The sequence below is a fragment of the Nocardia sp. NPDC051052 genome (assembly GCF_044456045.1).
Classification (GTDB): Bacteria; Actinomycetota; Actinomycetes; order Mycobacteriales; family Mycobacteriaceae; genus Nocardia.
On record NZ_JBITFL010000018.1, the window covers coordinates 1 to 18,731 of the forward strand.

Consider the following 18,731-nt stretch of genomic DNA (forward strand, 5'->3'; position numbering starts at 1 on the left):
CCGCGGCCTCTATGAAGGACTCGAGGACCATGGGGAGCCAAAGGAGTCACCGCACCCAGACCGGAACGACGCCGGCCTGGCGACCGCATCGTTCCTAAATAAGTAGGGGAGCCTACTTATGGTGCGTCCGCAAGGTCACCGATCCGGATCACGTACCCAGCCGCCGAGAAGATCTGGGAACAGCCGCCAACTGCACCTCGAAACTTCCCACTACCAGCAGGCCGCTTGCCGGGCAGCCCGGCGGCGGTGACAACTACAACCTGTATTCGGTGACAACCGTCGCCTGTAACACCGATTAACGGTCCAGGTCGTCGGCGTCATCGGTGACAACTAAAACCTGTGGTCACATTGATCCAGGCATAGACCGAAGCAACACCTACGCCCGAATCGGCCGCGACTTGATGATACGAACGCCCGTCGCGGTCATGGAGGGCCTTGAGGGCGGCGCGTAGGTCAGTGCGGGTGCTGATGCGTTCGGGATCGATTCTCAAGCCGTGCCACCTACCAGTTGCCGTTCGATTTCGTTAGGACGATATGCGCGTCTCTTCTTGAGTACCAGGTCGTTTCGGCGGCTTCTCCTCGCCGAATGCGTCCGAACGGTCAGCGCACCGACGGTAGTCGCATGACCGAAGCAATCGTGCACATCACCCTGATCGTTCTAGTGCTCCAGGCTGCGAATCAGTGCCGCTCGCGGTCGCGGAGCTACTGCGCTCCTGCCAGGCCGCGCTCCTCGCGATCCGTGACCTGTGCGCGGTACTCAATCCACCAGCGGCTTCGCAGACGAGCAAGCATCCAGCCTGGATGAGCAACCGTGATCCCCCAGGGCTACGGACTTCGAACTCGAACGGATCGAGCTGTGCGGTCAACGGCTTGCCGACGGACACGCTGGCCCGTTTGAGCGCCATCTGCCACGGGTTGCGCAACTCGAGTGCTGATCGAACTTGGTCCAGTACTGGTTATCGGAGGCCGAAGCCTGCTGACATCCTGATCGCGCTGGCGCGCTGACGTTTTCGTGTCGCCTTCCACCGGTTCGGTGCGCGATGCCGCCGGTATCGCCTCTGTCGAGCGGACTACCGTCGCCACCCATTACGGGGCGGAAGCGAAGCTGAGCGGACTGCGGCCGATCACCGGCGGCCAAACCCAACCGCGAGATCGGCTCGAGTCGAACGGCGCAACGGGTTCGGAGCAACAGATCAATTCCTCCGGCCGCCGCGGATCGTCCGCCAGCACGCCGCTCGCTGGCTAGCAGGCCATCCTTCCGATCTATCACCTAAAGCGCCCACTGACAATAAGCAAGTAGTGGCCCTGCGTTCACACCGCTTCGACCAGTTGGATGCCAGAGATCTAACTCAAACCCCGACCCCCAACCATCGCCGCAGGTCAGGCATGCGATCAACCACTCTGGAATAATCGATTAAAAAAGCCAGGTCTTTGACCTGCGGCTTTCTAACGAGTGGAGGAATGTCACGTTACTCGAACCCACGGCCTTGCTCCGCAACAACCAGATAGCTGAACTAATGTTCAGAATTCTGCTGCTGCAACTCAAGCAAAACCGTGCGCTGGCAGCCAGATACGACAAACTCGCCGTCCGCTACCTGGCCACCATCCACATCGCCGCTATCGACCTATGGCTACGGTGACGACTTTCGAAACACGACCTAGGCGACAGTGACATCAGCGGCACGCCACCCGGGTGCCGCTGACGACGGACGAGACCTCGTCAGTTACCAAACACACCTCGCTTACGCAGCAAGGCCAGCGCGGCGGGCAAACTCAGTCAACCCGGGTGTTTGCTGGCCTCCGATGTGCATCAGGTCGCGGATGCAAGCATGTACGAGCCGATGGGCTTGGACCTGCTCAGGTGTCAAGCTCTCCGCTTCTTCCAGCGCGACGAGCCAACGGTGGATATCAACAGAGCCCCGCGGAGCCGATGAATGACGGACGTGCGGGGCTTTTTCATATATTTCGACCAAGGCATTCCATATGCCGGAGAAGAGGGAATCGCCCAACCCGAGCAAGTTGGACGCGCATGTATGGTACTTGGGGAATGGACTATCGCGCATGCATGACTGCTGCCGCGGACCTCGCTGCCGACCGGGAACGCGAGCTCGGGTCAGACCTGATCAGAATCGGCTTCGACAAAGGCGTGACACCACAGCTCACACGGGTGCCTTGCGAGCGGCTATTCCTAGGTCCATAGCCAGGCACGGCACCGAGACGATCTGTCCCGCTGGCGGCGATAAATCGACACCTCCTTTGTTATTCGTGAGCTCGTCGACTTCGCGGTTTCTTACGGAGTTCCTTGCCAGATCGTGATCGTAAAATCTGCAATCGACGCCGACTTACCTCCAGTAAAAGTAATCGCAGCGACGACGCCCTTGCCCACATAACAAATGACATCACCAGCAGCAGGTTGAGAAACAGCTGGGATATATCGAGTATTCTTCCTACATGCGTCGTAGCTGGCTGGAGCGCTGTCCAGTCTGGCCAACGTCGACTTGCCGTTAGCCCACAAGTTGTATGAATCCCATCCAATACCAGGGCCGTCGTCCTTGGTCGGGAATGGACATTCGGAAGTCACGCCAATAGGCAGGTTGTAATGGTAGGCGAGAGCTATTGGACAGCCTTCAATCAGTGCAGTGCCTAGTGCAACCTCGGAGGCCGCCGTTGCCTGAGGTCTGCTCGTAGCGGTCGTCGCCCCAGGGGAGGCGGCGGCGGTAGTCGGGACTGCAGAGGCGATGGTTGGGGCGGGGCTCGGGTTCGCGGGCGCAGTTGCCCGTCCCACGAAGACCCCCGCAAAGGTGGCGAGAGCCAGGACCAGGCCGGAAGTGGCAGTGATCCATGCTGGCCCGATGTCGCGGATTCTGCTTCGATGTGCCGGTCCAGGTCCTGGCGGGGGGCTGCCTTGTTGTCGTGAAGGTGGTTGCGGACCAGGCTGATTCTGACGATCGCCCCCCGCAGAAGGATTCTGCTCGCTCACGCGGCAGAGTCTATGACTAGGCCACCGTCGTCGCTACGAAATGAATTGCAAGGGAACCATATCTGCACGTTGAAATCCTCGGGGATGACGGTACGCATGGTCGGTGGTGCAGACCCAGATAGGTACACGCTGATCAAGTGCAGCAAGGCATCGCGGTCGGCTAGCAGCGACCGGATCACGCGCCTCGCCGTTCGGATCAGCTTGTGGCCGTTCGCGGCCTGTGTCTCCAGTGCGTCGACGCGACCGCGTAGCTTCTCGACCTCCCGCGGTTACCGAGCAGTGACGACTCCGACCACCGAGGCGATCGCGATGCCGATGGCTTGGATTGGCGCGGGAGTAAGCCAATCCAGCACTCTGCCTCCGTGGCATACCGAAAAGCGCGAACCGATAGATCGACGGACAAGACCATGTCACGGTGGGACAATTGCGTCGTGACTCCGTGGCTTCCGCTGTTCAGCGCCTTGGCCGTCGCGACGGTCGCCTTCGTTGGGGTCCTCATCAACAACCAGACTAACCGCCATGCCATCAAAGCGGGGCAGCGCAACGTAGAAGCTACCAATGCAGCAGCTGAGCTGCGCGAGCACGAGAAGTGGCGACGCGATGCAGTCGTGTCGACAGTTGCGGACGCTCTCAAGCTATCGAACGACGTCTACCGGCAGCTCTACTTACACATCTACTGGCGAGAAGAAGAAATATTACCTAACTTCAACAAATTCTGCGCTCGGGCGTTCGAGATGGATTCTGCGGCCAAAACTCTTCTGCTGCTTTCGACCGACGAATTAGCAAGCAAAAGCAGCGAGCTCGGCGAAGCGCTCGGCGCGGCTATTTCCGCGTCAGCGACCCGCCAAACTCGACTCATCAACGAGCAGAAATCCGCTGAAGAGGACACGGCGGAAAGGACCGATTGGCTGGCAAAAATGGACGCGGTATACGCCGCCGAAGATCGCTTGGTTGCCGCTGCGCGCGCCGACATCGGGATTGACGCCTAAGCCTAACTGGCTCAACATTGCCGCTTGGCTTCTAGGTAACGGTCAACGAGCGGCCGGTCCTCGTCTCGATGCCATACAGGCAGTTTGACCGTCGCATGGTCGAATGCGGCCCTCGTAGCTCGATTCGGATCCGTAGCCCGGACTGTGAATTATCAACCGTCGGCGGAACAAGCACCGAGTGTGGTCGACGAACCGCGGGGCGGCGGTCAGCAGTAGGGAACCAAGCCTCGGCGTGCCGGACGGCTACGTTGCCGAACCAATTGGATGTTCGGAGGCATTGAGGTGGCCTGGAAACCAAAAATCCCAGCCTGAGCTGGGATTTTGGTGGACCTAACGCCTCAGAACCCGAACACTCTGACGGTGGAAGGGGCGGAGATCCAGATCAAGCCGGTGGGCACCCGTCGCATGGCCTCGGGCGGTGAACACTGAGGGGAACCATCGACCAGAATCGCCGCGCGTCTCGGGCGAACTGCGCGCTCTGGATACAGTCTGCGTCAGTGACGTTGGTTTGCGTCGGCGCGGCCTACGCCTCCTACAGGCACGGGCGGGCATTCGCACTCCGGTTCGGCGCGGACGACATCACGGCGGGCCTATGGCCGCTGATCGTCGACGGCATGATGATGACGGCCACGGTTGAGCTGTGGCAGACGGGCACAGAGCGCCGCAGCGGTGGTCGGTGGTCGGCGTGGCTGGCGTTCGTCTTTGGGATCACCTTGTCACTATGTGCAAACATCGCCGCTGCTCCCGCGCTGAACCTGTTTGCTATCACCGTGGCCGCGTGCCCGCCGCTCGCACTGCTGATTTCGGTCGAACTGCTCAACCACGCGCTTAAGCACCGCCGCGCCGAGACCACCGGCGGCACCAGGAACGAGACCAGCGAGACCGAGCATCCAGACCGTCTCACCGTTCCCTCAGATTGGCCTCGGTGCGATATGAAACCGACTGCCGAACAGAAGATGTGGGCGTACTACCAGACGGAACGCGCCAACGGGCGGACACCAACCGGGGCCGAATTGGATCGGGTCGCAGGGACGAACAACTACGGTCGGCGGGTGCTACGACAATGGCGTGAGTCGGGATAGATCACTAACAAACTACAGGTCGTTGTCGACCTTTCCCTCGACCAGCCAGGTTGTCAAAGTCACGAGATATTCGTAGTCACTCTCTTTCACGGATCCTCCGTGAAAGATTTCGTTCCTAATCGAATTTAGCTTGTCGATCCAATTTGCTCGCTCTTTCCAGGAGCCACGAGCATGCTCGTCTCCCGGCTTCGTATATCTTTTTTCGAAGATATTTTTCCATCTAGCGTGGTCGTGGGTCAATATCCGCTGATAGTCGAGAAGGTACAAGCAATCCCATGGCTCCACCTCTTGCCCGACGTCACGTTCCGCATTCTTGTCGACGGCCATTCTTCCGGCCGACAATTGAACCGCTCTGGGGACTCCAGTCTTGAACCACTTGCTTCCATACTCATCTTCAAGACGGCTCCTAACGTCAAGCTTAAGAAATAACTCAAGCTCCCTCACCATATCGGTAGATTCCGTATTGAACTGCTTCGTCTCGTTCGCAAGATATTCGTCAAGCCCAGGGGGATTGAACGCTGGAACGGCCTCATGAATAGCCATCTGCAATCGCCGCCAATATCGAGTGCTGCCCCCCGATCCATATTGCTTCCGGTACTCTAGACGCTCTTCAGATGACAGTCCCTGCAAATGAGCTACCATGGGGTCTAGAAGAAATGTGATATTTTCGAATACTCTACCCGAGTCCATTGAGAAAGGTGACGACTCGCGGCCGCCGACGACATGATCTACCGTATCACTGAATATTCTCAACAAAGACTCGACGCCGTTGTTTATGAATACAAATCCACCCTCGGCGCTGCCGAGCTCCCATTGACTCCGTAGCCCATCCCGAACATAGCCTAGGCAAAGTTCAAGAAACTCTACCAGCGGCCCAAGAGTCAAATCATTCGCGCCGAGATAGAATGTCCCCGCACGCCGAACTTCTAATTTACCGAAAGTGCCGAGATAGTTTGCGCGTTCAATACCTCGCCGAACAGCATCGATCGTTATGCATCGGATTGGCGACTTAGCACTTTCCCCCACCAAGACCCGTCCATACAAGGGTGAAGATCTCGATTCCCCAAGATGCTGAGCTATTTGCAGGACCAATGATCGAACTTTTTCTCGGAGATCTGGAGAATCGGAGAGTAGATCGGCATTTAGAGTATTTCGAAGATTTTTCGGTACAGCCTGCTGATTTTCATTTATCTGCATAAACAGACGAACCTGCTCCGCACGGTCAAGATCGACAAATGCTACCACGGGTATAAGATCAGATCCGGCGCGCTTCGAGTTAGCGTAGCCGTACAACCTATGCTGTCCGTCAATAACATAGGCAGCGCGATATGTTTGCGGGAGATACAAGGTGCCAAGACGGCTCATCGCACCCGGAACTTGGCCTCCTGCCAGATCGAAACGGAGGCCACCACGCCTGCCGGAATCGATATTCAGAATCAGACAATTAGGAAAGAATCCGCCATTCTCGACGAACTTCGAAATTGCAACGAGTCGCGGCCGTCTGATAAGCCTCTGGTAGGTTGGCATCAAGCCCTGATTTGCCTTCGTTCGATGTAGAATATATGCCAACTTCAGCAAGCGCTCCGGCTCGATCACGAACGAGTAATACGTGTGGCCGCCCATGCGAGCCTCTATGGCAGAAACACGAGGTTCTAGCTCAGAGATCTTCTGATTAGCAAATAAACTTCCAAGCAATTGATACTTGGCGGCCTTTCCTAAGTGGCTGGTTAGCCCAAGGTAATAGTCTATTATATCTTCGTCCATATAAGATATCTTCGCCTCATCCAATGCTTTCAGAGCCTGAGGGGTTACCTCGCAATTACTGGTGGCCAGAATGAGTCTTGTCTTACGTCCCGGGTATTCAGCCCTGACTCGCGAAATAATTCTATTCCGATGCTGTTCCAGGAATTCAATGTCAGCTCTAAAGTTTTGAATCTTACTTTCGTCGAACGATCGACATAACACTATGAGGGCGACTTCCTCGTCTGCCGCAAAAATATCAATAGTGCGCGTACTCGATTCCGACAGCCAAGGGGTGGCGCCCGCTTCGTTACTTATCTGATTAAATCCCAGCTTGGCCAGAGTAGCCCATACTCGGTCAAGAAAGCGCTCAGAAGCACTCTTCGGCTTTCTCATCTTAACCGTAGTTTTCATCACTTTATCTTTCAGCCAGCCGTCATTCTCAAATTCATCGACTGCGGAGAATGAAACCGACTTCATGTGATAAGGTGAAAATCTACGCCGCGCTTCCGCCGGTATACTCTTGACGGGCAGCATGTAACGTTCTATATCCTGTTGATCTCTCGGGCCAGTAGTCATACTGCCCCCACATTTGTAAACAGAAACTCCGACGCATATCCTCTTTCTGAAGATAAACCACCAACTGCATTCTTTCGTTTCGTCACAATTAGGCGGTCGCCTTTGTCGAACAGTTCTGCGATCGAGTCATGCGCAGCATTCGATAGGATGTAGTATGAATCCGCTTTCTTGATCTTATCGACAAGATTGCTCAGCCTACGTTGATCCTCCCAAGAGAACAGCTTCTGGTTGTATCTCACAAAGCCATTACTGTTGTGTGCAACCGTGTACGGCGGATCCAGAAATACCAAATCTCCCGGCCCGATATTATCTAAACACAGTTCAAAATCTTCTGCCTTGAGGCTGACATCTTGCAATCGACAAGAGAGCGTCTTTAACGTCTCAAGCGTTGGGATTCGCAAGTGCTTCCTACGACCATATGGAACGTTGTACTTCCCGGCAAGATTGACTCGATATATTCCATTATATGACGTGTGATTCAGAAAAATAAACCTGGCGGCACGCTCTCTTGTCGACTCAGGCACATTGCCGCGTACCTCATAATAGTGCTCAGCAGTGTTGACGTGATTAGCAAGGGTCTTCGATACAGCTTCATAATCGTCTCGAATACACTTATATACTTCGATTAGGTCGGAATTTGCATCCGCAAGGAAGGTCCTGCCTAAATGCGGGGTGCCGAGAAATATCGCAGCGCCGCCGAGGAATGGCTCATGATAATTGTTGACCGCAGTATCGTTTAGAATTTTTCTAATAGTCGGCAGCAGCCAACGCTTTCCACCGGCCCAACGAAGGATCGGTTCAGTGTGTTCAAAGTTATGCACGCTCCCCCTCATATGTAGTTGGTTTGGCTCTACCTTGCGCCATCTCGACCGAAAAGCGTTAGGCTGCAAAGAATAGCAAGAGAACACGGCAAGATGTGGGCGTATTACCAGACCGAGCGTGCTACGGGCCACACACACCGCCAGGAGCAGCACCAGACCGCATCGCCGGGACGAAGAACTACAGAGCACGAAAGCCCCCAAACCTGTTGTCGAGCAACTGGTCTGGGGCTTTCCTTAGGCCCAGTCAGGCAGGGCGGTCGAACTCGCGCCCTTGGGCACCGGAAACGAACGCATCCCACTCGCTTGGAGCGAAGACCAGGGCCGGGCCGGTGGGATCCTTGGAGTCCCGGATACCGACATGTCCCTGTTCCAGATGTGCGACCTCTACACAGTCTTGGTTTGATCCGCTGTGGCTGCTCTTGAACCACCGCGCCCCGGACAGGTCAACGCTCACGCCCAAACTCCTTCACTAGCTCCCGGAGCTTCCTCCGGCTTGCCTGTTCATCCAAAGCGGCCCCACGGAGGACTCTATGACCATCACCATACTGCTCAACGGCTCTGGGTCTGTCTTGGTAGAGCGCACCGGTGAAGCCCTCCACGTACACCACCGGCGGTTCCAGGGCGTGCCCCTTCGCGTCCGCTCCGAACGAAAGGATGGTGAAGGGACCGATCTGTGCGCCGGTTGGATAGCCCGCATCGAACGGCAGAACTCGCAGACTCACGTTCGGCAACAGGCTGGCATCGACCAGCGCCTTGCACTGTTCCTCCATCACCTTTCGCGAGCCAACTACTTGCCGTAGCACGCACTCGTGAAGCACCACGTCCAGTTGCACTGGTTCGACTGAGCGAGTCACCAGCGACTGCCGCTTGAGACGCAGTTGAACGCGTCGTTCGATCTCTTCTGCGCTGTCGGTGCGCCGCCCGACAGCAATCGAGACTCGGACGTATTGGGGCGATTGCAGCAGACCAGGGACTAGTTCGGACTGGTAGATGGTCAACTGCTTCGCGGAATTCTCCAGCCCGATGTATACATCGAACTTCTCAGGAATCAGATCGCCGTAGGCGTGCCACCACTCAGGCAGGCTTGCTTGTCTCGCAAGGCCGATCAGCCCGTCGACCTCGGACGGTTCAGCCTCGTAGATCCTGCACAGCTCTCGCACGTCAACGTCGCGAACCTTATCGACCTGGCCCTTCTCGAGTCTTTGCAGCATTGTGAAGCTCCACTGCATCAGCTCGGCCGCAGCCTCGATCGTCAGGCCGACAGAGGTGCGTAGCTCACGCAGATGACGACCCAGCTGCCTTCGAGGGACTGTTGATCCTGCCGCTTCTGCCATCTCTAGATGCCTCCGACCTGGGGCTACCTTCGCTGTGAATATTTCCAGGATTCATCGTAGATACGGTGCTGGGCTTTCGTGGTAATTGTGCTGAATATTCATGATACGTATGGTCCTGGGCTTTCGGGAGTGGTGCACTGGGGTGTGCTCGGTAGGGGGCTTCACAACTCGGACAGAGCCGCCACACCTTCTTGACCGTCGGGCCGGGCACACCCGATGTCCCCAAGTCGATGTACGGAGGTGCTTGCGGTGGACAGCCTTCCGCCAACCACGCACGGCGTGTTGTCGAACATGACGCCTGAGATTGCGCATCGAGTCATGCAGAACCATATCGATTGCTCGGTTACTACGTGTCCACGCAAGCTCCAAGCTAAGACGCTCCTGATTCACACGGGCGCATTGCGGCCACAGTCCAACTCACGCAACAGTTTTGGATACTAGCGATGAACGATCCGGACGAGATAACCGCCATAAAGCTTGAGATCAGAGTCCTTCAGGACGTGATCAATGCAGTCGACACACGCCTGCGCGCGCTCGAACGTAGTGGGGTCAAACTTCGTGCTCCCCGCCCTCTCGTATACGCCACAGTGATCTACGAAGTCATCGCCAGCGCGGCCAAAACATCTTGCGGCACACTCCGTTTGGTGCGCGCACCGATCCTGGATTCCATCCTTGATGGCGTCGAGATTCCAGACGGCGTAAATCTGTTCGACCGACTCCTCGAAATCACCATCACGAACTGAACCGCCCTGCGTATGGCTGCGCATGAAGAGGTCCTAGCGGCCAGTCCGGCAAGAGACACCACCGGAACGCAGGCACCGCCTACGAAGAGGAAACACAGAAATGTTATATCCAGCCTTCGCCCGAGCCTACGCCCAGTCGATCATCGCAGACCATAGCGAGCCAGCCGAGCCAATCGATGTTGCTGCCGCTCACAAACTCATGCAGTTCCATCGCGGATGCCGAATCACCTTCTGCCCTTGCAAGAGGTTCGCGTTCGGCACCCTCGTAAAAGCCGGGAAGCTGGTACCCGCCACCTACGTTCCCGGTGAACGACACAAGAGGCCGTGATGAACATGCCAGCAGCTCTGGGCTATCTCCGTAAAGACGTGTCTGGCGAGGCGCAAGCATGGCACGACACCCAGATGCGGAGTCTCGCAAAGCGACTCGGCTACAACCTCACGAAGACAGTCATTTTCGGCGCTGATACGGAACGCCCGATCGATGCTCTGCTCAACGTGGCTCGACGGACAGCCGCTGAGGCCGTAATCGTGCCCAGCGCAGCTCATTTCGAGGGCGGAACCATCCCCAGCGATCTAACGAAGATGGTCGACGTGATCACTGTCATGCCCGAAGACACCCATGCCCGCTGGTCGCTGCACCCCTCACGATGGGACAGCCGAACAAAAGGGCCATCGCAATGAGATGGAATTGGGTACATCCCTTGCGGTACATAGTTTCTCGCATCGCTCTAATCGTGCTCGAACGCGCGTGGCGAGGCGAGAAAGTGACCGAGTTGTACGCGGTCGAGATGATTCCAGACCCACCCGCCGACGGCCGGGAGGGCGGTACGGACCTAAGAACGGGCACGCTGGCCGAATGCGTGGAGGTCTTGGAAGCGGGGGCCGCAGTGGAGGGCGTGGCGTTGGTGCACGACAGGTACAGCTACCGAATAGAACGCCCAGACGGATACCACATCATCCGCGTCTCTCGGGTTCAGAAGCAGACCCCACCCACCTAGTAAATTGATTTTGGTAGGTCAGTTGAAACATCAGTTTCCTACCCCGGGTTTCCACGTCGCCGAACCCCTTACGAGAGAACGAACAGAAGATGACTCACACACCTGACCCAACGTGCGAGAGCGCCGTTCCGGCGCAGTCGCGTGATGGTTCGGCGCTCACGCGGTTAAGTGTCAACGTGACCCAATCCACGCTCACCGCGCTGCGGGAATACTCCGCAATCCAAGGCGTAACCGTAACTGAGGCCGTGAGACGCCTCGTTGCTTACGGAAGTGTCCTTTATCAGGCGGAGCGGGCAGGAAAGAGCATTCTTCTAAAGGATGGCGAACAGATTGAACGACTTCTGATTATCGACTAAAGCTTAGGCGGCCCCCGCATCGCCGCCACTCTCCGTTCTGCGGTAGCCCGGGTGACATTCCCCCGGGCTACCCGGCAGTCTAACGCAGCCGGATAAGTATTACCGCGTCTGACGGGGAGTGCGCGAGCCGCCGTGCCAAAGATGCCAGTATCCCTGCAACCACAACCCGAATAAAAGATAGAAGTGGAGCGGTATCAGTGCGACGGCAGCCGTCACAAACGCGGCTATGATCAAGCCGATAACCGCAAGGCTGGCCGCCAAGAATGCCGAACATACGACAATCCGCGACTTACCGGTCGGTACTGTATTCCAGCCAGCAACGATACCCCACGCCTGTACCACGAATACTGAGATCATTATCGTCGCCAAGATTGCGGATTCGGCGCCATCCATTATTCGGATAGCAACAAAGGCCATACATATGCTTGGAATCATGAACGCGAACGGCTGGATTCTTCGGTCACGGCGATTGAGTTTGGCCTGACGATCTTGCGCATAGGAGTATTCACTCAATTCAGTCGCCATTTCGACTCTTTGTCTCCGTCGACGGATGCGTCGCTGAAGGAATTCGCGAACGATTCTGGCCAGTGCTTTTTACCGTCCGCGCCCTGAGGGAAGCCGCTGTTGTCTGAAACGGTTGAGTTTATGTTGGCAAACGCGGTCGCTTGACCTCCCACGAGGGTGGCGATTCCGGCCACCGCGCCCCAGATTGCCGCCGTAGTGATCCCGGCATCAGCTAGAAAACCCGCCAGGCTTAACGGAGCGCCGAATCCTGTGCACAAAAGTCCGATCTCGGCGACGCATGCCGCAATGAATTGGTAAGTAATCAAAGCCATTCCGGCATAGAAAGTGAGTCCCGAGGCGGCCGCCGTCACTAAAACAAGTGCAGTTTTATCCCCAGCATCGGCCACTTTTCCTGCAGCCGCGCTCTGTGTGGTGGCTGTTCGCATGTACGACACCTGAGCCGCACCTTTCCACAAGCGAATTGCCTCAAGGTTGTTCGGGTCAAGTGTGCTCTGCACACCGGAGGCGGTGCCCTTGACGTCGTACCAGTCGAGGGCGCGCGTGAACATCGTCACCGGCGCCCAAGCGGATTTCAAGATATCGACAATCTTATCCCATATCCATTTGCATCCCTCGATCATCTTTTCGGCACATTTTTTGATAACGCTTACCAAGCCGGGGGTCCAGTCAACCCAGTCAACGTCCAATGCGGTACTTCGAGCATTCGGTATGCCGGTGCTGATTTGTTTCCCGATATCGTCTACATAGCCTTCGAGCTTCTTTATAATCTCATTGAACGATGCTACATCGAAATCCATTGCAAACCCCTCATTCCAATCACCATAAAGTTTCGAAAGTATGTTTACCGGCGGCGTCTTCGGCATCGTACGTATCTGCACATATCTGTAGTGTGCTGCCGACCTCCTCGAAACGCTGCGAGCCTTCCTGGCAGAGTCCTGAAAGCTTATGAACCAAATCGGCATGTTTGTCAACAATAGCCTGAAAAATTCCAGCGTCGACTCGACCGAATTCCAAGCCATCGATTTTGGTTTTCAGACCCCCCATCGTATCGGCTTCTGCCGTCCAGGTGCGAGCTTCGTTACGGAGAGCGCCGGTAGCTACTTGCAGTTCCTGTGGTGTGGGACTCACTGGAATCCTCCTGTCGGTGTATCGCGAGATGTAATCAGTGTGTCCAAAGCATCAGTGATCAGGGTCGATATTCGGTGGCTGGTGTCTGCGGTATTCAATGCGTGGAGCGCAGCGTCATAGGACTGTTTCAGTGCCCAAGCGATAGTGCTGCCGGAAACATTTCGACCCCAGGCCATCGAAACGCTGCAATTTACGATTGCACTGCGGGCATCGATTTCGACTCGGGTATCCACCTCATCGTCGATTTCGTGCACGCCGACGAATCGGCTCGGCGAATCGGCAGCCCCGCCCTCCATCATGTGGAGTGCTTCGTTGGCGAGTTGACTTGCGCTGAGGTGGTGGCCGCCTGTCGGTTGTGGTAGCTCGAAGCGAGTTGGCTCCATGTCTTCGATTCGCAGATTATCCATCTTGGACATGATGTCGCCCGAGACGACATCACGCATGGTTGCCTCGACCCGTTCAGCGTTGGCATTCTTAATTGCGGTCATTATTCCTGGCGCAATCTGTTCGGCTTGTAGATGCTCCGCCCAGTCGTCCGAAATATTGATATCGACTGTCTTACCCGAGCGATCGAGGGTTATCTCGATTGTCCCGGTGCTATCACATCCAGAAACGCGCTCGGGGCCTGCCTCCTGCGCTTGTTTCAACAGTTTGCCCATTTCCTGTGTATAGGCATGGAATCTTGCCAGATCATCAAGCAGATCTTCGAACATCAGAGTCGATCCTCCCATCGTGTATGCCTCTATAACAAGAGCGAAATCCGAGTGTCGTGGGCGGGGTGATTTCCCAAATCGATATTGACCAACACATACCGACGCCCCATCGCGATCCCGATTCCACCTGCAAGAGCCTTGGCGGACTGTCCAGCCGGGTTCCATCATCATTCATATATGGTCCATTCTCGGAATTCGGAAAAGCCGTTACCACGCATCGGCGGCGTCTTCCTGGAGGCGCTGGGCGGCTTTGTCGATCCATGCCGTGAATAGTGAGGACAACGCGGCGGGTGTCGATGGCCGGACGGTGATGTGTTCGACGGTCCGTTGCTCGGTGTAGCGGCCGTCGTCGGTGATGTCGTACCAGCGGATCGTGGTCAGGGCAGGCGGGCGACCGAGTATCGAGCCGACCAGCAGACCGGCACTGCCGCCGCCATCGGCGGGGCGGCCGACTAGGCGCTGATACTGCTCGCGTGGCGCGTTGTGGGCAACGTCTTCAAAGTAGTTGTCGTCGCGTTGATCGACATCGCGGCAATGGAATGTGGCAGGCGCGTCGGCGCCTGGAGGACACGGCGGGATGAGGCGGACGATGCCGGCAGCCAGAGTCTCGGTGCGGCACAGGGATAGTCGGATTGGCCCATCTTCGCCGTCGGTTGCGGTTTGACGAAGCACCACGGCGTGGTGAAGGTTGCGAGCGCCGACGATCCGGTACTCCTTCATCCTGTTGTGACTATCGCTGTGTCTAGTGGTTCCGCCGAGGATTTCGATCCGAATGTCGGAGGTCGTCAGGGTGTGGACCGCGAGCTCGATTTTCTCCATCTCTTCGGCGTTGTTGCGCTCCCGAACGCTGATGCGGTGGGTGTGGAACGCCTCGGCGTTGGTGAAGCGGCTGCGGAAATGGAGTGGTCGGGGAAACCGGTCGACCGCAGCACTAAACCAGAATGCCGCGAAATCGTCAGGCTCCCAAGTCCATTCAGTAGTCATTCGTCCCTAAGCTCACCGTTGCGGCGAGCGACTGTCGCTATCCGGTGGTCCGTCTCGGTCGCGGTCGGGGACCGGGTGGTTCGCTGGTCGCCTTGCCTGGCGCTGGTTTGTCCTCAACCTTCGCCGTCGACGCGGCTGGCACCCCGTCACCAATCACTGGGCTTATGACCGTGTGCGAGGCACCTAAGAGTTCCTCGGTGTTCTTGCGGTTGATCAGGTAGTCAGGAGTCTCATGCTCTGACTCCTCGTCCTTGCCGCGCCCACCACCCATTCCCGGTGCCGTCATCCCCGGCGTTCCGGGCGCGCCCCGGCCCGCCGCTGAAGCGGCAGTTGCCGCAGGCACGATGCCGGGTACTGCCGGGACGCCCGGAATACTGCGGCCGGGGCCAGGCGGGGTCGAGGGGTTCGCGCCAGGGCTACCGGGGCTGCCAGGGCGAAAGGTTCTGCTCGGAGATCCGGTGACCGTGTCCGGGGTTGCGGAGGTTGGTGTGGTACTTGCCGGGACGGTAGACGGTGACGGCTGGCTTATCGTCGGGCTGTAGCCGGTAGGCGTGGTCGAGGTGCTAGCGGGCGTCGTCGACGTGCTAGCAGGCGCGGTCGACTCTGGCTGTCCCGTGGATGTCGGAAGCTCGGCCGGTGTCTCTGACGGGCTCGGCGTGTTGTGGTCTCCGGGCCGGGGTGCGTTGGGTGCGCCAGAGTTGTTGGAAGCGGGCGGTTTACCGCCGGTGTCGGTGTTGGTGCCGGTATCGCCCGAAGGGGTTGAAGATATGTCTAGTGGGTGATCGACGCTCGTCGGGTGTGGCAAAACGGGGAGCGCGGAGTGGATCTGCGAGAACGGGGCGACGTAGCGTTGGGCCATCACATCACGAGCCTCGGCTTCGGCGTCGTTGCGGCGACCTTCCAATACCGCTCTGTTCCATGGGTATCCGTCGAGGTCGTACCACGGAGGATCGCCGATCAACTCCGGAACACCGTTCTTGGTGTCGGTTGCTGCGGTCGCAGCACTATTCACGTGCACACTCATCGCCGAGAAGGTGCCGGTCAGCTTGTCCGCCTCGCCGGTGTATCGCTTGATCGCATCCACTGATGCCGAAGCGGCGGCTCCCTCCCATGCGGATGCAATAGTCGCCTGCATACGCTGCCGGAACGTCTCCAGCCCTTGACTCCACTTAGCCCCGGCCTCAGTGTATTTCGTCGCTGCACCATGGGCCGGGTCGGCGGCGACCTTATCGAAGGTCTGCTTGATACCGGGATGTATCCAACAACTCGGCCAGTCGCCAAAAGACAGGGCGCTGGACGGCTCGTTCGGCGTCACCGGCCCTGCTCCTGTTCCAGAGATGCGAGCGCGGTGCGAAACCGAGCGGCCCATTCATCGTCATGCTCCATCAACCGATTCCGCACCGCCTCATGCAGCTGTCGGATGTCCTCTACCACCCCGAGGTGCTCCTCGAGAACCTCGTAGTGCGAGTCAGGGCCGCCCTGGGCTTTGTCCCGGAACTGTTTCGCCAGCGACGGCGCGCCCATCAACCCTGAACCTGGGTGATCACCGAACCCCCACGTCTGAACCTGGGAGATGGCAGTCATGTCCTGCTGAACGGCCCGGATGACTTCCTTGAAGTGGGTGCACTCATGGTCGATTTTGGCGAATTCCTCGGGCTTCATCCGCACCGTCAACCGACCCTCCCGGGCCTCGGTGATCAGGTTCGCTAGCGGCGTCGGCTTCGGGTCATCTGCCATGTTCATCCCTCCCGTGAACGTACGATCAGCTCTGTCACGCACCAGTCGGCACGCTGGGCATGACCTTCTCCGCCAGCGTCCGGGCAAGCTGACACGAGTCAAGATGGCCGGTCTCTTTGGCGGAGGGCGGATTGGTCAAGTTGATCTCCAGGCTGCCGCCACGCATCTCCACATTGACCGCGCAGACCTCCATAATGTGAGGGCCTTCGAACTGGCGCGTCGAGATTGCCGCGCGGCCAGCAAGTGTGAACTCCTGCGTATCGGCAAAGTTGCGTGTTCGAATCATCGGCACAGTCAGGTTCGTAGTGCGGATGCTCGCCGCGTAGCCATCACCACCGCGCATCACCCACTGGCAGCCTCGCCATGCCACCCCATCTGGCGAATCGGCGTCTGACCGGCCGGTGGACTTGAGCTTCTCTGACTCCAGCACGCTTCCGGGAATACCCGTGCACGGGTCGAACCCGCTCGGAACGTTCTTGGCAGTGGCGGACGTCGTTGGCGTGTCGGTCGAGGCGGTACCGCCACCAGATGATCCGCACCCGGCCAATACCAGTCCGGCGGCGAAGACCGTCACCGCTACTCGTACCGCTGCGGGGTGCCACCGTGGTCTCGCCACAGTCCACGCCGACGGTTGCACAGTGAGCGACCGTGCACAGGAAACCATCGCAACCCCTCGCCCCTCCGGATGTAGCCGCCGCCCTCAGAGATTGAGCGACATCACAACGTGTGGATCAAATGTACACGGAGGGGGTGCCACGCACGTAGGGCGTCAGCATCTCCAGGTGGCTGGCCACGGGCTCGCTCAATCCCGGAGTGCATGGGTGCCTGTTCCCGTTCTGTGCGTTCGCTGCGAGATCGCTTGGCAACACAAGCGTTGTTTCCGCGCCGGTGTCGCAATCGGGGGTGGCGACTGCAACTACCTCGCACAGGAGGACAACACCTGTCCCCGCGTACCCGGCTCCTGCGGAGGTTGAAAACGAGGGCCGATTCGGGAGTCGAAGGGTGTAAGGAGTCCCATCGAGACCGCCCGGTCCAGGGGGTGTCTCGTTTTCGTCCCGGTCGGGCGTCGGAAACGGGCTGGGTTTCCGGACGTTCAGCCCCGCACGAAATCTTTACAACGAACTTCATCACCCGATGGCGAAAAACACACCCGAAGGTGCCAGTCCCTTTGGTGCACGGGAAACAAATACCAAAGCCGGACTAGCCAGGAAGGGAAGAACGAACACAGTTCGCCACGGCCTATGTGTCGGAAAGGAGCGTGTTTCACGGAGTCACCTAGTTACCGGGATGTTCGTGCCCAGGGCGTTCGTTTCGAACGCCTGTTTCTACAACCACAGGAGAAACAATGACCAAACAACACCGTCCCGACACGACTTTCGGCACCGACGACCAGGGGCAGCCTGAGCGGGTGTCGTGGCTCGAGAGCGCCGAGTTGCGGTTGCGGGAACTGGTCGAGTTGCAGGATGGCCCGCCGCCGGGTGAGTTGGCGGTGTTGCTGGGTGGCTCGATCGATGAGTTGCATACGGCGTTACGGGCGGTGTTGCGTCCGGCGACGGTGAAGGCGCGTGCGGGCCGGTGTGGGCTGCCGTGGCTGGGTTGCCCCCGTCATGGTGATCTGCTGGCCTATCGCGGGTCGGGTTGGGGTTGCACGGTCGAGGGGTGCCGGTTCGAGATCACCGGCATCCTGGCCCGGTTGCGGCATTGCCGCCGCCGCATTGTCGCGGTGCTCGGCGAACCGCATCCCGGTCCCGACCCCTACACCCTGGCCGTGTGTGCGGGACACCTCTTTTCCGAGTGGCACAACGGTGAATGCGGGACACCGTTCACCGTGCGACGCGTCGGCACCCAGGGACTCGCCGCGTAACCCCCTCCCCGGGGGGGGGGGGGGGGGGGGGGGCGGGGGCCGGGCCCCCCCCCCCCCCCCCCCCCCCCCCGGCCCCCCCCCCCCCCCCCCCCGGCCCGGGGGGGGGGGGGGGGGGGGGGGGCCCCCCGCCCCCCCCCCCCCCCGCCTCCGCGCGTTAT

General features: G+C 58.4%; 18 protein-coding genes. 7 read left to right on the plus strand and 11 right to left on the minus strand.

All coding sequences use genetic code 11. The annotated features are described in order from the left end of the window. Positions 1 to 1,517 precede the first annotated feature (1,517 nt). The 3 genes from ACIBCN_RS39710 (at position 1,518) to ACIBCN_RS39720 (ending at position 5,051) form a co-directional block, all read left to right on the plus strand. The gene (locus tag ACIBCN_RS39710) at positions 1,518 to 1,640 is read left to right on the plus strand and encodes a hypothetical protein (protein WP_396997407.1); all 123 of its coding nucleotides are present in this window, start codon (positions 1,518 to 1,520) and stop codon (positions 1,638 to 1,640) included. 1,771 nt (positions 1,641 to 3,411) lie between these two features. Further along, complete coding sequence (locus ACIBCN_RS39715) at positions 3,412 to 3,969, plus strand: hypothetical protein (protein ID WP_396997408.1); 558 nt, start codon at positions 3,412 to 3,414, stop codon at positions 3,967 to 3,969. Between the two features lie 497 nt (positions 3,970 to 4,466). Next, positions 4,467 to 5,051: a DUF2637 domain-containing protein gene (locus tag ACIBCN_RS39720; protein ID WP_396997409.1), complete on the plus strand. Its 585-nt coding sequence runs from the start codon at positions 4,467 to 4,469 to the stop codon at positions 5,049 to 5,051. Positions 5,052 to 5,063: 12 nt separating this feature from the next. Here the strand turns inward: ACIBCN_RS39720 and ACIBCN_RS39725 are convergent, their stop codons facing one another. The 4 genes from ACIBCN_RS39725 to ACIBCN_RS39740 all read right to left on the minus strand — a co-directional run bounded on the left by ACIBCN_RS39725 (position 5,064) and on the right by ACIBCN_RS39740 (position 9,525). Then, complete coding sequence (locus ACIBCN_RS39725) at positions 5,064 to 7,328, minus strand: DGQHR domain-containing protein (RefSeq protein WP_396997411.1); 2,265 nt, start codon at positions 7,326 to 7,328, stop codon at positions 5,064 to 5,066. A 38-nt stretch (positions 7,329 to 7,366) separates the two neighbouring features. Continuing rightward, entirely contained in the window at positions 7,367 to 8,191 is an 825-nt protein-coding gene (locus ACIBCN_RS39730; protein WP_396997412.1) for a DNA adenine methylase, read from the minus strand. Between the two features lie 244 nt (positions 8,192 to 8,435). Then, positions 8,436 to 8,645 carry a DUF397 domain-containing protein gene (locus ACIBCN_RS39735; protein ID WP_396997414.1) on the minus strand — a complete coding sequence of 70 codons (210 nt, stop codon included), beginning with the start codon at positions 8,643 to 8,645 and terminating at the stop codon, positions 8,436 to 8,438. Beyond that, positions 8,635 to 9,525: a helix-turn-helix domain-containing protein gene (locus ACIBCN_RS39740; RefSeq protein ID WP_396997415.1), complete on the minus strand. Its 891-nt coding sequence runs from the start codon at positions 9,523 to 9,525 to the stop codon at positions 8,635 to 8,637. Before ACIBCN_RS39740 ends, ACIBCN_RS39735 begins: the two co-directional genes overlap by 11 nt. Positions 9,526 to 9,968: 443 nt before the next feature. On the opposite strand from ACIBCN_RS39740, the gene ACIBCN_RS39745 reads away from it, so the two are divergent. From ACIBCN_RS39745 to ACIBCN_RS39755, 3 genes are all read left to right on the plus strand, one after another. Further along, positions 9,969 to 10,268, plus strand: coding sequence for a hypothetical protein (locus ACIBCN_RS39745; RefSeq protein WP_396997417.1), 300 nt, complete (start codon positions 9,969 to 9,971; stop codon positions 10,266 to 10,268). Positions 10,269 to 10,595: 327 nt separating this feature from the next. After that, positions 10,596 to 10,949: a hypothetical protein gene (locus ACIBCN_RS39750; RefSeq protein ID WP_396997419.1), complete on the plus strand. Its 354-nt coding sequence runs from the start codon at positions 10,596 to 10,598 to the stop codon at positions 10,947 to 10,949. Positions 10,950 to 11,032: 83 nt separating this feature from the next. Then, the gene (locus ACIBCN_RS39755) at positions 11,033 to 11,266 is read left to right on the plus strand and encodes a hypothetical protein (RefSeq protein WP_396997421.1); all 234 of its coding nucleotides are present in this window, start codon (positions 11,033 to 11,035) and stop codon (positions 11,264 to 11,266) included. A 455-nt stretch (positions 11,267 to 11,721) separates the two neighbouring features. Here the strand turns inward: ACIBCN_RS39755 and ACIBCN_RS39760 are convergent, their stop codons facing one another. The 7 genes from ACIBCN_RS39760 to ACIBCN_RS39790 all read right to left on the minus strand — a co-directional run bounded on the left by ACIBCN_RS39760 (position 11,722) and on the right by ACIBCN_RS39790 (position 17,283). Continuing rightward, a complete protein-coding gene (locus tag ACIBCN_RS39760) occupies positions 11,722 to 12,147 on the minus strand; it encodes a hypothetical protein (protein WP_396997422.1) in 426 nt (141 codons plus the stop codon). Further along, a complete protein-coding gene (locus ACIBCN_RS39765) occupies positions 12,132 to 12,944 on the minus strand; it encodes a hypothetical protein (RefSeq protein ID WP_396997423.1) in 813 nt (270 codons plus the stop codon). The genes ACIBCN_RS39760 and ACIBCN_RS39765 overlap by 16 nt, the downstream gene beginning before the upstream one ends. 19 nt (positions 12,945 to 12,963) lie before the next feature. Further along, positions 12,964 to 13,275 carry a hypothetical protein gene (locus tag ACIBCN_RS39770; RefSeq protein WP_396997425.1) on the minus strand — a complete coding sequence of 104 codons (312 nt, stop codon included), beginning with the start codon at positions 13,273 to 13,275 and terminating at the stop codon, positions 12,964 to 12,966. Further along, positions 13,272 to 13,988: a hypothetical protein gene (locus ACIBCN_RS39775; protein ID WP_396997427.1), complete on the minus strand. Its 717-nt coding sequence runs from the start codon at positions 13,986 to 13,988 to the stop codon at positions 13,272 to 13,274. Before ACIBCN_RS39775 ends, ACIBCN_RS39770 begins: the two co-directional genes overlap by 4 nt. 207 nt (positions 13,989 to 14,195) lie before the next feature. Further along, positions 14,196 to 14,972, minus strand: a complete 777-nt coding sequence (locus ACIBCN_RS39780; protein WP_396997428.1) for an ESX secretion-associated protein EspG — start codon at positions 14,970 to 14,972, stop codon at positions 14,196 to 14,198. A gap of 1,311 nt (positions 14,973 to 16,283) precedes the next feature. Further along, the gene (locus ACIBCN_RS39785) at positions 16,284 to 16,709 is read right to left on the minus strand and encodes a hypothetical protein (protein ID WP_396997429.1); all 426 of its coding nucleotides are present in this window, start codon (positions 16,707 to 16,709) and stop codon (positions 16,284 to 16,286) included. Positions 16,710 to 16,743: 34 nt separating this feature from the next. Then, on the minus strand, positions 16,744 to 17,283 hold the full coding sequence (locus ACIBCN_RS39790) for a DUF3558 domain-containing protein (RefSeq protein ID WP_396997430.1): 540 nt from the start codon (positions 17,281 to 17,283) through the stop codon (positions 16,744 to 16,746). A gap of 771 nt (positions 17,284 to 18,054) precedes the next feature. Here ACIBCN_RS39790 and ACIBCN_RS39795 point away from each other — a divergent pair. After that, positions 18,055 to 18,573, plus strand: coding sequence for a hypothetical protein (locus ACIBCN_RS39795; protein WP_396997431.1), 519 nt, complete (start codon positions 18,055 to 18,057; stop codon positions 18,571 to 18,573). Positions 18,574 to 18,731 lie beyond the last annotated feature (158 nt).

Coding starts and splice junctions, on each gene's coding strand:
- ACIBCN_RS39710 (WP_396997407.1), top strand. CDS start 1,518: ATGTTCAGAATTCTGCTGCTGCAACTCAAGCAAAACCGTGCGCTGGCA.
- ACIBCN_RS39725 (WP_396997411.1), bottom strand. CDS start 7,328: ATGCTGCCCGTCAAGAGTATACCGGCGGAAGCGCGGCGTAGATTTTCA.
- ACIBCN_RS39740 (WP_396997415.1), bottom strand. CDS start 9,525: ATGGCAGAAGCGGCAGGATCAACAGTCCCTCGAAGGCAGCTGGGTCGT.
- ACIBCN_RS39745 (WP_396997417.1), top strand. CDS start 9,969: ATGAACGATCCGGACGAGATAACCGCCATAAAGCTTGAGATCAGAGTC.
- ACIBCN_RS39750 (WP_396997419.1), top strand. CDS start 10,596: ATGAACATGCCAGCAGCTCTGGGCTATCTCCGTAAAGACGTGTCTGGC.
- ACIBCN_RS39760 (WP_396997422.1), bottom strand. CDS start 12,147: ATGGCGACTGAATTGAGTGAATACTCCTATGCGCAAGATCGTCAGGCC.
- ACIBCN_RS39765 (WP_396997423.1), bottom strand. CDS start 12,944: ATGGATTTCGATGTAGCATCGTTCAATGAGATTATAAAGAAGCTCGAA.
- ACIBCN_RS39775 (WP_396997427.1), bottom strand. CDS start 13,988: ATGTTCGAAGATCTGCTTGATGATCTGGCAAGATTCCATGCCTATACA.
- ACIBCN_RS39780 (WP_396997428.1), bottom strand. CDS start 14,972: ATGACTACTGAATGGACTTGGGAGCCTGACGATTTCGCGGCATTCTGG.
- ACIBCN_RS39785 (WP_396997429.1), bottom strand. CDS start 16,709: ATGGCAGATGACCCGAAGCCGACGCCGCTAGCGAACCTGATCACCGAG.
- ACIBCN_RS39795 (WP_396997431.1), top strand. CDS start 18,055: ATGACCAAACAACACCGTCCCGACACGACTTTCGGCACCGACGACCAG.